Below are 12546 nucleotides of genomic sequence, written 5' to 3' on the forward strand. Positions count from 1 at the left end.
CAACAGCGCCGTAGCGGGCGGGCGGCTTTGCGGTGGTCACCGATGATTCGTCGGTAAGGTTTGGGTTGCGACACCAACCTGATTCGAGGAACCACCGATGACCGACGATATGATGAACCTGCGCACGCTCGTGGAGAAGACCCCTGATGCCGATCTGTTGCGCGAGATGATCGGCTTTGCGGCCCCGCGCCTGATGGAGCTGGAAGTGGAAAGCCAGACCGGGGCAACCTATGGCGAGAAGAGCCCCGAGCGTCTGGCCCAACGCAACGGCTACCGCGACCGGACCTGGGAGACCCGCGCTGGCGCGGTCGAACTCGAGCATTGCTGAGCTCGATGCAGGCCGTGTGAAGTCCCAGTCCATCCGCTGAAGTTTGGCCGCGAGCTTGGGAGTTGCTTCTTTGAGCCGGTCGCACCTCGGGGCAAGGGCAATGGTGCCCAGGAAAGGACTCGAACCTTCACGGCCGTGAAGCCACTGGCACCTGAAGCCAGCGCGTCTACCAATTCCGCCACCTGGGCCCGGGCGGGTTACTAAGGATCGGTCGCAGGATTGTCAAATCGCAAGATGGGCTCGCCAAATCCGCTGTACAGGACCGGCATGATGGCGTATCGCGAATCCGCTAAATATCCGCCATTGCGCAACTTTTGACCGCAGGAATACCCCCATGGCATCGAACCTGGAAACGCTCGTCACGGTTTTCGGCGGATCGGGCTTCTTGGGACGGAACGTGGTCCGGGCGCTCTGCAAGCGCGACTACCGCATCCGTGTCGCGGTGCGCCGGCCGGAACTGGCATTCTACCTGCAACCGGCCGGCAAGGTCGGCCAGATCCACCCCGTGCAGGCCAATGTGCGCAATGCCGCCTCGGTCCAGGCGGCGATGCGCGGTTCCGACATCGTCGTCAACCTGACCGGCATCCTCAATCCCGCGGGCGCACAATCGTTCGAGGCGGTTCACGCCCGCGCCTCCGGGACGGTGGCCAAGGCGGCAGCCGAGATCGGCGCCCGGGTCGTGCACGTCTCGGCCATCGGTGCCGATGAGAATTCGGCCTCCGTTTACGCCCGCACCAAGGCTGCCGGCGAGAAGGCGACGCTGGAGGCCGTGCCGTCGGCCACCATCATCCGCCCCGCCGTGGTGTTCGGCCCCGAGGACCAGTTCACCAACCGCTTTGCCGCGCTGGCGCAGGTCTCGCCGGCGCTGCCCCTGATCGGCGGCGGCCTCACCCGCATGCAGCCGGTCTATGTCGGCGACGTCGCCAGCGCGATTGCGGATGCCGTCGACGGCAAGACCAAAGCGGGCGCGACCTACGAGCTGGGCGGCCCCGACGTGCTGACCATGCGCGAGATCATGCAAATGATCTGCGACATCACCGACCGCGACCGCATGCTGCTGTCGCTGCCGTTCGGCCTCGCCAAGTTGCAGGCGCTGTTCCTGCAATTCGCGCCGGGCGCGCTGAAGCTGACGCCCGACCAGGTCGAACTGCTGAAGACCGACAAGGTGGTGTCGGATGCGGCGAAGGCCGCTGGCCTCACCTTGCAGGGCCTCGGCATCGCGCCGGAGCCGATGGCCGCCATCGCCCCGCAATATCTCTGGCGCTTCCGCCCCATGGGTCAGTTCCAGCGCAAGGACGCGTGAGCGGGCCTACCGACGCTCTCTCAGCTCGTCATGCCCGGGCTTGTCCCGGGCATCCACGTCTTCCTACCTGCGGTGACAAAGACGTGGATGGCCGGGTCAAGCCCGGCCATGACGACGGATGTGTCGTGATGCCGAACGCCTCACATCCCCACCGCCAGCGCGATCAGGCCTACCGTGCCGACGATGACGCGCCACCAGGCGAACAGGACGAAGCCGTGGCGCTGCACGTAGGTGAGGAACGTCTTCACCACGATCATCGCCGTGATGAACGACACCACGAAGCCGATGGCGACGATGCCGAGATTGCCCGTCGTCATCTCGCCGTGGCTCTTGTAGAAGTCGTAGGCGAAGGCACCGATCATGGTCGGGATGGCGAGGAAGAAGGAGAATTCCGCGGCCGAGCGCTTGTCGGCGCCGAGCAGCATCGCCGCCACGATCGAGGCGCCCGAGCGCGATACTCCGGGGATCATCGCGACGCACTGCGCGATACCGATCCACAGATACATCGGCAGCGGAAAAAGCGTGGCATCGTACTCGACGGGCTTGAGATCCAGCTGGTCGACCCAGAGCAGGATGGCGCCGCCGACGATCAGCGTGAAGCAGATGACCCACGGATTGAACAGATAGCCCTTGATGAACTTGCCCGCGAGCAGCCCGACAATCACCGCCGGCAGGAACGCGATCAGCACGCCGATCACGAAACGCCGCGCGTCGGGATCGCTGAACATGTTGACCGCAACGTTCCAGAGCTTGACGAAATAAAGCGCGACGATGGCGAGGATCGCGCCGAGCTGGATCAGGATCGTGAAACTGTTCCAGAACTCGCCTTCGCCGAGATCGAAGAATCGTTCTGCCAGCAGCATGTGGCCGGTCGAGGACACCGGCAGGAACTCGGTGACCCCTTCGATGATGCCGAGAATGATTGCCCTGATCGTATCAGACATCATGCCGAGGCCTGCTTTCGTGTTATGATCGGTGACCGCCGTGGGGCGAAAAGCCGTGTCCTTCTGGCCTATTCGCATCCCAGCCGCAATCGCAAAAAGGCGTAAAATCACCGGTTGCCTCAAACGTGTGCTCAGGTACCCTCCCGGCCTGCGGCGATTGAGGAATTGTTAAATCGCTTCCGTCTAGTCAAATCACTTCCGTCGAGACCCGGAACCTCATTGCAAGAGCTGCATGTTCACGCTGTTTCATCATGCCTTCTGTCCGCATTCGCGCTTCGTCCGGCTGATCCTCGGCGAATATGGGTTCGACGTGCGGCTGGTCGAGGAGCGGGTATGGGAACGGCGCGAGGCCTTTCTGGCGCTCAATCCCGCGGCCGCCACGCCGGTGCTGTTCGCCGAAGGCATGCCTGCCGTTCCGGGCGCCGGCATCATCGCCGAATTCATCGACGAGGCCTACGGCGCCGAGATGGATCAAAAGCGGCTGATGCCCGTTGCCATGGGCGAGCGCATCGAGGTGCGGCGGCTGATGGCCTGGTTCAATGACAAGTTCTTCGAGGAGGCTTCCGGCCCGCTGGTCACCGAGCGCATCTACAAGCGCTTCATGAGCGGGCAGGACGGCGGCGGCGCGCCGGCTGCGGAAGCGATCCGCGCAGCCAAGGCCAACGTGCGCTATCATCTGGCCTATATCGGCTGGCTGGCGCGGACGCGAAACTATCTCGCCGGCGACCGGCCGACCTACGCGGATCTCGCCGCCGCGGCGCATCTGTCGGCGATCGACTATCTGGGCGACGTGCCATGGTCGGAGGACGACGCGGCAAAGGCGTGGTACGCGCGGGTGAAGTCCCGCCCGTCGTTCCGTCCGCTGCTCAGCGAGTGGCTGGCGGGCGTGCCGGCCTCGCGCACCTATGTGGACCTCGACTTCTGAGCACGACCGCAAAACTCGCGCCCGCCGAAATCAAGACTGCGCTCGCGCGCGAGGCCGCCGCGCTCGGCTTCGACTGCATCGGCGTGACCGGTCCGGACTCGGTCGGCGAAGCCGGGCTGCGCTTCCGCGAATTCCTCGAGGCCGGCGGCCATGGCGACATGGACTGGCTCGCCGCCAATCCGGAACGGCGCATGCACCCGCGTGCATTGTGGCCGGGCGTGCGCTCCATCGTCATGCTCGGCTTCAACTATGGGCCGGATGAAGATCCGCTGCTCGCCTTGCAGAAGCGCACGCGCGGCACGATCTCGGCCTATGCGCAGGGCGACGATTATCACGACGTCATCAAGAAGCGGCTGAAGACGCTGGCGCGCTGGCTCGCGACGACCACCGGCGACGACGTCAAGGTGTTCATCGACACCGCCGCCGTGACGGAGAAGCCGCTCGCGCAAGCGGCCGGCCTCGGCTGGCAGGGCAAGCACACCAATCTCGTCTCGCGCGAGTTCGGCTCGTGGTTGTTCCTGGGCGCGATCTTCAGCGCATCCGACCTGCCGCGCGACGAGCCCGATGTCGATCATTGCGGCTCCTGCACCGCGTGTCAGGAAATCTGCCCGACCGCGGCTTTCCCCGCGCCCTACAAGCTCGATGCGCGGCGCTGCATCTCGTATCTGACCATCGAGAACAAGGGCCCGATCCCGCACGAATTCCGCAAAGCGATGGGCAACCGCATCTATGGCTGCGACGATTGCCTCGCGGTGTGCCCCTGGAACAAGTTCGCGCAGGTCGGCCGCGAGGCAAAGCTTGCAGCACGCGCGGAATTGCGCGAGCCGCAACTCGCCGAGCTCGCCCGCCTCGATGATCCTGCCTTTCGCGCTCTGTTTTCGAAGTCGCCGGTCAAGCGCATCGGCCGTGACCGCTTCATCCGCAACGTGCTGATCGCGATCGGCAACTCCGGCAATGCGGCGCTGGCCGCGGAAGCGGCGCGATTGCTTGGCGACGCGAGTCCGTTGGTGCGGGGTGCCGCGGTGTGGGCGCTGGGCCAATTGATGACGGCGGAAGAATTCAGTGCATCGGCAAGAAATGCGCTCGGCAACGAAACGAACGAAGATGTTCAAGCCGAATGGCGCAATGCTTCGCAGTGCAAGCCGACGACGAGCGTACCGCCGTCGTAAGTCACACCGCCGTCATTGCGAGCCAACGGGTCGCGCGAATGCGCGCCCGATGACAGGCTCCGCGAAGCAACCCAGCTTCCTTCGCCGCAACAAGAAAGCTGGATTGCTTCCGCCTTCGCTCCTCGCAATGACGGGAGGTGCGATTCAGGCCAGATGCCGCCGCATCTCGGGCCGCGCCTTCAGCGCCGCGCCCTGCTTGGCGAAAATCTTCGCAATCCGCTCCGGCGCGAAGTTCATGTCGACGAACGCGGGCGCCGTGTTGGCGACCTCGTGATACTCCAGGATATTCCCATCGCGCAGCTTCATCATCGCCACGCCCTCGAACATCACCCGCGCGCCCTTGGCTTCCGGCAGCGTCGAGCGGTAGCTGAAGGTGTAATGCGCATAGAGCGTCTTGCCGTCGCTGACCGGCGAATGCATGTCCCAGCGGAAGTCGGTCGCGGTGCGATAGAAGACGTCGTCGATCATCTCGGCGATTTTCGACCGTCCCTTGAACGCGCCGTAGAACACGTCGTGATAGACGCCATCCTCGGCAAAGAGCTCGGCAAACGCCTTGCCATTGTGCCTTTCGACAGCGTCGCAAAAGGCGCACAGCAATTGTTCCGTGTTCATCGGCGTCTCCCCGATTTTTTCTTGTCATGCCCCGCGCAGGCGGGGCATCCAGTATTCCAGAGCCGGTGCGATAAATCGATAGGCCGCGGCGTACTGGATCGCCCGGTCAAACCAGGTCAAACCGGGCGATGACAATCGGGAGTGTGCAGCGTCAGCCGATCTCGGCCACGGCGGCCATGATGCGCGCGATGTCCTGCGGGCGGGACAGGCGATGGTCGCCGTCCTGGATCATGGTGAGCACGACGTCTTCGCTTGGCAGCCGCTGCGCCAGCGCAAACGCGTGCTGCCAGGGGACGTCCGGATCCTGCGCGCCCTGCAGGATGCGAACGGGACATCCGACCTCGATGGCGCTGCCGAGCAGAAGATGATTGCGCCCTTCCTCGATCAGCGCGCGGGTGATCGGATAGGGATCGCCATATTGCGAGGGCCGGTGCCAGACGCCCCTGGTCATGATCTCTTCGCGCACATCGGCCGGGAAGCCCTTCCACATCAGCGCTTCCGTGAAATCCGGCGCCGGCGCGATCAGCACGAGGCCGGCGAGCGAGGCGCTCGCGATACCGCGCCTGCGAATCTCCCGCGCCAGCAAGAGCGCTATCCAGCCGCCCATCGACGAGCCGATCACCACCTGCGGTCCGGAACAATATTGCTCGAACACGGCAACGGCCTCTTCCAGCCAGCGGCCGATGGTCCCCTCGGCAAAAGTGCCGCCCGATTCGCCGTGACCGGAATAGTCGAAGCGCACGCAGGCGCGGCCGTGCTCCGCGGCCCAGGCATCCAGCGCCAGCGCCTTGGTGCCGCGCATGTCGGAATTGAACCCGCCAAGCCAGAACAGTCCAGGTGGCTTTCCATTGCGCGCGCGCACCGCGATCCGGCGATGGGTGGCGCCCTCGCCGACATCGAGGAAGGCGGGTTCCCGCGCGGTGGTGTCGGGCTCGGCAATGGCTTGGTTCATGGGCCTGTCACTCGCAATCGACGCCCCTTTTCCGCTGATGGGGATGATCCGTCAACGATACCTGCGCAAAGGCGCTTGCGGAGGAAGGGGCGGTTCTCTATCTGCCGTGCGTGGGCAAAATGCCGCGCGTTCGGCGGTTTTAGCCCGCGAGCGGTACGAGTTCGCTTGCCCGTAGCCTCTTCTTGCTTCAAAGTAACGGCTTCCCTTTCACAACCTCGGAGAACTACCCATTCGCCGTCCCAATAGAGCCCCGCCCCAAGTCGCCAAAGACGGGCCGCGCATCAATGATGACATCCGCAATGCACAGATCCAGCTGATCGACGCCGACGGCGCCAACAAGGGCACCGTCGAAACAGTGACGGCCATCCGGATGGCCGTGGAAGCGGGCATGGATCTCGTCGAGATTTCGCCGAACAACAATCCCCCCGTCTGCAAGATCATGGACTACGGGAAGTACAAATATTCGGCGCAGAAGAAAGCCGCGGAAGCCCGCAAGAAACAAAAGGTCGTGGAGATCAAGGAGATCAAGCTGCGGCCGATGATCGACGATCACGACTACGACGTGAAGATGCGCGCGATGCAGCGCTTCTTCGAGGAAGGCGACAAGGTGAAGATCACCCTGCGCTACCGTGGCCGTGAAATGGCGCACCAGGAGATCGGCACTAAACTGCTCGACAAGGTGAAGGCCGACGTCGCCGAGATCGCCAAGGTCGAGCAGGACGCGAAGTTCGAGGGCCGCCAGGTCGTGATGGTGCTGGCGCCGCGCTGATTCGGCCGCGCCGACAGCTTCGAATGCAAACGGCCCGCCGGGCGATCCGGCGGGCCGTTTGATTTCGGTGCCTGATTTCCTGTCGTTTCGCGCTTCAACTCCGTGTCGCCTGCCACGTCCCGCTGCAGCGATCGCCGGTGATGATGCCGCTCCAGCGGCCGGAACCGGAATTGCCGACCAGCCGCCCGCCGCCCGAGGCGCGGGAGGCGCCGACCGATACCGCCACGGCAACGCTGCCGGAGCGGGTGACGGAGCCGGAGACGCGGCCGCCGCCGGCCGAGGCCACCCGGCTTCCAATCACCAGGAAGGGCACGCTGTAGCCTGAGGAGCAATTGCCGCGCGTGGTGGCAAACACCGTGGTCCAGGTGCCGTCATAACGGCCGGCGGCCTGGGCCGGCGCGGCGTCGGCGACGGTGAGCGCCGCCAGTGCGGCGACGGCGAGCAGCGATTCGAAGGCGCGAACGCGCGGAAAAGCGGTGAAATATCGAGAAATCATGGGAAATGCGGTCATTTGCTTCCTGCCCTTGCGAACTTGTCATGTGATGATGACAGCCCTTCGTCCGGCCAGACCCATCCGCGGTTCATCGTTGCAAAATGGCTTTTCGTCTGCCATAAGCCCGACCTTCATCGCCCGGCTGATCAAGGGCTGCCGTGGCGATGTCCGTGCAAGGTTGCCTGTTTGGCAAAACCTTAGCACTTTCAACGCTCTAACGAGCATTTCAGCCGGCCTTGCCCCTTCGCGGGCGCATTTGTGCTGGCGCAACAGGAGAGCCAAATGCCCAAGCTGAAGACCAAGTCCGGCGCTAAAAAGCGCTTCAAGGTGACTGCCACCGGCAAAGTCATGCATGCCCAGCGCGGCAAGCGCCACGGCATGATCAAGCGGACCAAGAAGCAGATTCGTCAGCTGCGCGGCACCCGCGTGCTGTTCAAGACCGACGGCGACAACGTCAAGAAGTATTTCCTGCCGAACGCCTGATCGCTTCCCGCTTAGCCGGGCCGCGTGCGCGCGGCCAACCGTCATCTCTGAAGTAAGGATTTTTGTCATGTCTCGCGTCAAACGCGGTGTGACCTCTCACGCCAAGCACAAGAAAGTCTACAAGGCCGCCAAGGGCTATTACGGCCGCCGCAAGAACACGATCCGCGCCGCCAAGCAGGCGGTGGAGAAGGCCGGCCAGTACGCCTTCCGCGACCGCAAGCGCAAGAAGCGCACCTTCCGCGCGCTCTGGATCCAGCGCCTCAACGCCGCGGTGCGCCCGTTCGGCATGACCTACAGCCGGTTTATCGACGGCCTGTCGAAGTCGGGCATCGTGGTCGACCGCAAGGTTCTGTCCGATCTCGCCATCAACGAGCCGGCGGCGTTCCAGGCGATCGCCGAGAAGGCGAAGGCGGCGCTGGCGGCCTGATCCGTCCCGCTCGGGATCTCGCGGCCTTCGCATTTCACGCAATGACGCCGGGCGGCCTCCGCCCGGGAGGACGCGGTGAACCAGCAATGGACGTCGTGCCGGCTGGCCTGCTTCCTCGGCAGGTCGCGCCGAACGCGGAATTCACTCCCGTGGGCCTCGTGACCACGGCAGCGGCCTCCTTCCGGAAGGGACTGAACCGTGTCCGACCTCGCAACGCTTGAAAAAACCATCCTCGAGCAGATCGCCGCCGCAGGCGACGAGGCGGCGCTGGAAGCCGTCCGCGTCGCTTCGCTCGGCAAGAAGGGCTCGATCTCCGCGCTGCTCGCCACCCTCGGCAAGATGTCGCCCGACGAGCGCAAGACGCAGGGTGCCGCGATCAACCTCGCCAAGGACAAGGTGACCGAGGCGCTCGCCGCACGGCGCGATGTCCTGAAATCGGCGGCGCTCGAGGCACGGCTGGCTTCGGAGACCATCGACGTCACGCTGCCGCTGCGCGATGCGCCGGCGGAGACCGGCCGCATCCATCCGCTGAGCCAGGTCTGGGACGAGCTGACGACTATCTTCGCCGACATGGGATTTTCCGTCGCCGAAGGCCCCGACATCGAGACCGACGACTACAACTTCACCAAGCTGAATTTCCCGGAAGGCCATCCGGCGCGGGAGATGCACGACACCTTCTTCTTCAATCCGAAGGATGATGGTTCGCGCATGCTGCTGCGCACCCACACCTCGCCGGTGCAGGTGCGCACCATGCTGAGCCAGCAGCCGCCGATCCGAGTGATCTGCCCGGGGCGCACCTACCGCATCGACTCGGATGCGACCCACACGCCGCAGTTCCACCAGGTCGAAGGCCTCGTCATCGACAAGGAATCGCATCTCGGCCACCTCAAATGGATCCTGCACGAGTTCTGCAAGGCGTTCTTCGAGGTCGACCACATCAACATGCGCTTCCGCCCCTCGTTCTTTCCCTTCACCGAGCCGTCGCTGGAAGTCGACATCCAGTGCCGGCGCGACAAGGGCGAGATCCGCTTTGGCGAAGGCGAGGATTGGCTGGAAATCCTCGGCTGCGGCATGGTGCATCCCAACGTGCTGCGCGCCTGCGGCATCGATCCCGACGTCTATCAGGGCTTTGCCTGGGGCATGGGCATCGACCGCATCGCGATGCTGAAGTACGGCATGAGCGACCTGCGCCAGCTGTTCGACAGCGACGTGCGCTGGCTGTCGCATTACGGCTTCAGGCCGCACGACGTGCCGACGCTTGCAGGAGGCCTCAGCTCGTGAACATGAGCGCCGTCCCGGAGAAGTATCAGAGCCTGCGGTCGTTCGCGTTCGGCGACGGGCCTGCGCTGGCCGACGAGCTGCTCGATCTCGTCATCCGGGGCGTCAAGACCGCTACTTGCAGCACCGAGGACGAGCCGAACACATCGACCCCCGGCGAGCGCTGGATCGTGCTCGACGGACGCGGCGAACCGCGTTGCGTGATCGAATCGACCGAGGTGACCTATCGCCGCTTCGGCGAGGTCGATGCCGCCTTTGCCTACGAAGAAGGCGAAGGCGACCGCAGCCTCGACTACTGGCGCGATGCGCACCGCAATTATTTCGGCCGGCAGGGCAAGTTTCGCGACGACATGATGCTGATGTGCGAACGCTTCCGCCTGGTCGAGGTCTTCTAGGAATTACGCCATGAAATTCACGCTCTCCTGGCTGAAGGAACATCTCGACACCGACGAGCCGCTGGACAAGCTCGCCGACAAGCTCACCATGATCGGCCTCGAGGTCGAGAGCATCGAGGACAAGGCGAAGGCATTGGCGCCGTTCACGATCGCGCGCGTCGTCACCGCCGAGCAGCATCCGAATGCCGACCGGCTGCGCGTCTGCACCGTCGATACCGGCGACGGCGGCGCGCCGGTACAGGTGGTGTGCGGCGCGCCGAATGCGCGCGCAGGCCTGATCAGCGTATTCTCGCCGCCCGGAACGTATATTCCCGGCAAGAACATCACGCTCGGCGTCGGCACCATCCGCGGCGTCGAGAGCCGCGGCATGCTGTGCTCGGCGGCCGAGCTGCAGATTTCCGACGACCATGACGGCATCATGGAGCTGCCGGCGGACGCGCCGGTCGGCAAGGGCTATGCCGAATGGGCCGGCCTCGGCGATCCCGTGATCGAGATCAATTTGACGCCGAACCGGCAGGACTGCACCGGCGTGCATGGCATCGCGCGCGACCTGTTCGCCGCCGACATGGGCAAGTTCATCGATCCCGCGATCAAGCCGGTCAAGGGAGAATTCCCCTGCCCTGTGCAGGTGACGGTCGAGGACGCGACACTCTGCCCGGGTTTCGCGCTGCGGCTGGTGCGCGGCGTCAGGAACGGCGCCTCGCCGGATTGGCTGCAGAAGCGCCTCACCTCGATCGGCCTTCGGCCCATCAACGCGCTGGTCGATATCACCAACTACATGACCTACGACCGCGCGCGTCCGCTGCACGTGTTCGACGCGAGGAAGGTGACGGGGAATCTCACCGTGCGCCGCGCGCGCGAGGGCGAGAGCCTGCTGGCGCTCGACGGCCGCACCTATGATCTCGATCCTTCGATCTGCGTCATCGCCGACGCGCATGGCGTCGAGTCGCTGGCCGGCATCATGGGCGGCGAAACCTCGGGCTGCGACGAGAACACCACCGACGTGCTGATCGAATCGGCGCTGTGGAACGAGATCAACATCGCCCAGACCGGCCGCAAGCTCGGCATCAACTCCGACGCGCGCTACCGCTTCGAGCGCGGCGTCGATCCCGCCTTCATGGTGCCCGGGCTCGAGCTGGCTACGCAGCTGGTGCTCGACATGTGCGGCGGCACGCCGTCGGACACTGTCGTGGTCGGCAACCGCTTCGGCGAGGATCGCCTGATCGATTTCCCGGTCAGCGAGGTCAAGCGCCTCGCCGGCCTCGATGTCCCGGTCGCCGAGATGAAGCGCATCCTCGCGCGGCTCGGTTTCATGGTGGCCGGCAGCGGACCGGTGGTGAAAGTCGCCGTGCCCTCCTGGCGCACCGACGCACATGGCAAGGCGGACATCGTCGAGGAAGTGGTACGCATCTTCGGAGTCGACAAGGTACCGGAGACGCCGTTCGGCCGCGGCGAGGAGCCGCGCAAGTCGGTGCTGACGTCGATGCAGCAGCGCACCGCCCGCAGCAAGCGCGCATTGGCGGCGCGCGGCATGGTCGAGGCGGTGACATGGTCCTTCATCTCGAAACCTGCCGCTGAACTGTTCGGCGGCGGTCAGGCCGAGCTTGCGCTCGCCAATCCGATCGCCTCCGATCTCTCCGACATGCGGCCGAGCCTGCTGCCCGGCCTGATCGCGGCCTCGCAGGCCAATATCAATCGCGGCTGCTCCGACGTCGCGCTGTTCGAGGTCGGCCAAGTCTTCAAGGGCGACAGGCCGGAAAACCAGCTGATGGCGGCCTCCGGCGTGCGCCACGGTTTCGCGTCGTCCGCGGGACTGGGGCGTCACTGGGCGGGCTCCGCCGCGGCCGATGCGCTCGATGCCAAGGCCGATGCGTTCGCCGTGCTGGCGGCTGCCGGCGCGCCGATGCAGGCGCTGCAGATCGTGTCGGGCGGGCCGAAATGGCTGCACCCCGGCCGCTCCGGCACCATCCAGATCGGCCCGCAGAACGTGCTCGGCTATTTCGGCGAGATGCATCCCCGCGCGCTGGAGGCACTCGGCGCCGACGGCCCGCTGATGGCATTCGAGGTGATCCTCGATCGCATCCCCGAGGCCAAGCAGAAGGCGACGCGCGCCAAGCCGGTACTGGAACTCTCTGCGTTCCAGCCGGTGTCGCGCGACTTCGCCTTCATCGTCGACCGCAAGATCAAGGCCGGCGATCTCGTGCGCGCGGCGCAAGGCGTCGACAAGAAGTTGATCACTGATGTAACCGTGTTCGACCTCTATGAGGGCAAGGGCATCGATCCCGACAAGAAGTCGCTGGCGATCGCCGTGACCATCCAGCCGCGCGAGAAAACGATGACCGATCAGGAGATCGACGCGGTGGCGGCCAGGATCGTGGCCGAAGTCACCAGGAAGACCGGCGGCACGTTGCGCGCATGATCCCGACCCGGAGGGCCGCGTTAGCGCAAAGTGTGGAGCGGTATTCGGT

Annotated in this window: 13 protein-coding genes, 1 tRNA gene and 1 pseudogene; 10 read left to right on the forward strand and 5 right to left on the reverse strand. The window is 64.9% G+C overall.

Annotated features, from left to right (window positions below):
- Nucleotides 1–97 precede the first annotated feature (97 nt).
- A pseudogene (locus tag ACT4OC_RS02425) lies at nt 98–316 on the forward strand (transposase); the annotation flags it as partial.
- A 113-nt stretch (nt 317–429) separates the two neighbouring features.
- Here the strand turns inward: ACT4OC_RS02425 and ACT4OC_RS02430 are convergent.
- Nucleotides 430–516, reverse strand: a tRNA-Leu gene (locus ACT4OC_RS02430).
- 146 nt (nt 517–662) lie between these two features.
- On the opposite strand from ACT4OC_RS02430, the gene ACT4OC_RS02435 reads away from it, so the two are divergent.
- Entirely contained in the window at nt 663–1631 is a 969-nt protein-coding gene (locus ACT4OC_RS02435) for a complex I NDUFA9 subunit family protein (RefSeq protein WP_444837413.1), read from the forward strand.
- Nucleotides 1632–1771: 140 nt separating this feature from the next.
- Here ACT4OC_RS02435 and ACT4OC_RS02440 read toward each other — a convergent pair whose 3' ends face one another.
- The gene (locus ACT4OC_RS02440; protein ID WP_444837414.1) at nt 1772–2578 is read right to left on the reverse strand and encodes an undecaprenyl-diphosphate phosphatase; all 807 of its coding nucleotides are present in this window, start codon (nt 2576–2578) and stop codon (nt 1772–1774) included.
- A gap of 229 nt (nt 2579–2807) precedes the next feature.
- Between ACT4OC_RS02440 and ACT4OC_RS02445 the strand changes: the two genes are divergently transcribed.
- Nucleotides 2808–3500 (forward strand): glutathione S-transferase family protein, encoded by a 693-nt coding sequence (locus ACT4OC_RS02445; RefSeq protein ID WP_444837415.1) that lies wholly within the window; start codon nt 2808–2810, stop codon nt 3498–3500.
- Complete coding sequence (queG, locus tag ACT4OC_RS02450) at nt 3449–4669, forward strand: tRNA epoxyqueuosine(34) reductase QueG (protein WP_444837416.1); 1221 nt, start codon at nt 3449–3451, stop codon at nt 4667–4669. Before ACT4OC_RS02445 ends, queG begins: the two co-directional genes overlap by 52 nt.
- A 144-nt stretch (nt 4670–4813) precedes the next feature.
- Here the strand turns inward: queG and ACT4OC_RS02455 are convergent, their stop codons facing one another.
- Together ACT4OC_RS02455 and ACT4OC_RS02460 are read right to left on the reverse strand one after the other, a co-directional pair.
- Nucleotides 4814–5281 (reverse strand): nuclear transport factor 2 family protein, encoded by a 468-nt coding sequence (locus ACT4OC_RS02455; protein ID WP_444837417.1) that lies wholly within the window; start codon nt 5279–5281, stop codon nt 4814–4816.
- Nucleotides 5282–5432: 151 nt separating this feature from the next.
- Nucleotides 5433–6233 (reverse strand): alpha/beta hydrolase, encoded by an 801-nt coding sequence (locus ACT4OC_RS02460; protein WP_444837418.1) that lies wholly within the window; start codon nt 6231–6233, stop codon nt 5433–5435.
- 229 nt (nt 6234–6462) lie between these two features.
- On the opposite strand from ACT4OC_RS02460, the gene infC reads away from it, so the two are divergent.
- The gene (gene infC, locus ACT4OC_RS02465) at nt 6463–7002 is read left to right on the forward strand and encodes a translation initiation factor IF-3 (RefSeq protein ID WP_444837464.1); all 540 of its coding nucleotides are present in this window, start codon (nt 6463–6465) and stop codon (nt 7000–7002) included.
- A 94-nt stretch (nt 7003–7096) separates the two neighbouring features.
- On the opposite strand, the gene ACT4OC_RS02470 is transcribed toward infC, so the two are convergent.
- The gene (locus ACT4OC_RS02470; protein ID WP_444837419.1) at nt 7097–7513 is read right to left on the reverse strand and encodes a hypothetical protein; all 417 of its coding nucleotides are present in this window, start codon (nt 7511–7513) and stop codon (nt 7097–7099) included.
- Nucleotides 7514–7777: 264 nt separating this feature from the next.
- On the opposite strand from ACT4OC_RS02470, the gene rpmI reads away from it, so the two are divergent.
- From rpmI to pheT, 5 genes are all read left to right on the forward strand, one after another.
- On the forward strand, nt 7778–7978 hold the full coding sequence (gene rpmI, locus ACT4OC_RS02475) for a 50S ribosomal protein L35 (RefSeq protein ID WP_008539890.1): 201 nt from the start codon (nt 7778–7780) through the stop codon (nt 7976–7978).
- A gap of 67 nt (nt 7979–8045) precedes the next feature.
- Entirely contained in the window at nt 8046–8405 is a 360-nt protein-coding gene (rplT, locus tag ACT4OC_RS02480) for a 50S ribosomal protein L20 (RefSeq protein ID WP_291611553.1), read from the forward strand.
- A 198-nt stretch (nt 8406–8603) separates the two neighbouring features.
- Nucleotides 8604–9686, forward strand: a complete 1083-nt coding sequence (gene pheS / locus ACT4OC_RS02485) for a phenylalanine--tRNA ligase subunit alpha (protein WP_444837420.1) — start codon at nt 8604–8606, stop codon at nt 9684–9686.
- A 2-nt stretch (nt 9687–9688) separates the two neighbouring features.
- The gene (locus ACT4OC_RS02490) at nt 9689–10078 is read left to right on the forward strand and encodes an ASCH domain-containing protein (RefSeq protein WP_444837465.1); all 390 of its coding nucleotides are present in this window, start codon (nt 9689–9691) and stop codon (nt 10076–10078) included.
- A 10-nt stretch (nt 10079–10088) separates the two neighbouring features.
- Entirely contained in the window at nt 10089–12497 is a 2409-nt protein-coding gene (gene pheT / locus ACT4OC_RS02495) for a phenylalanine--tRNA ligase subunit beta (protein WP_444837421.1), read from the forward strand.
- The last annotated feature ends 49 nt before the right edge of the window (nt 12498–12546 follow it).

This window comes from Bradyrhizobium sp. (genome assembly GCF_052389815.1).
Lineage (GTDB): Bacteria > Pseudomonadota > Alphaproteobacteria > Rhizobiales > Xanthobacteraceae > Bradyrhizobium.

Coding starts and splice junctions, on each gene's coding strand:
- rpmI (WP_008539890.1), top strand. CDS start 7,778: ATGCCCAAGCTGAAGACCAAGTCCGGCGCTAAAAAGCGCTTCAAGGTG.
- ACT4OC_RS02435 (WP_444837413.1), top strand. CDS start 663: ATGGCATCGAACCTGGAAACGCTCGTCACGGTTTTCGGCGGATCGGGC.
- pheT (WP_444837421.1), top strand. CDS start 10,089: ATGAAATTCACGCTCTCCTGGCTGAAGGAACATCTCGACACCGACGAG.
- rplT (WP_291611553.1), top strand. CDS start 8,046: ATGTCTCGCGTCAAACGCGGTGTGACCTCTCACGCCAAGCACAAGAAA.
- ACT4OC_RS02440 (WP_444837414.1), bottom strand. CDS start 2,578: ATGATGTCTGATACGATCAGGGCAATCATTCTCGGCATCATCGAAGGG.
- ACT4OC_RS02445 (WP_444837415.1), top strand. CDS start 2,808: ATGTTCACGCTGTTTCATCATGCCTTCTGTCCGCATTCGCGCTTCGTC.
- ACT4OC_RS02460 (WP_444837418.1), bottom strand. CDS start 6,233: ATGAACCAAGCCATTGCCGAGCCCGACACCACCGCGCGGGAACCCGCC.
- ACT4OC_RS02490 (WP_444837465.1), top strand. CDS start 9,689: ATGAGCGCCGTCCCGGAGAAGTATCAGAGCCTGCGGTCGTTCGCGTTC.
- ACT4OC_RS02470 (WP_444837419.1), bottom strand. CDS start 7,513: ATGACCGCATTTCCCATGATTTCTCGATATTTCACCGCTTTTCCGCGC.
- ACT4OC_RS02455 (WP_444837417.1), bottom strand. CDS start 5,281: ATGAACACGGAACAATTGCTGTGCGCCTTTTGCGACGCTGTCGAAAGG.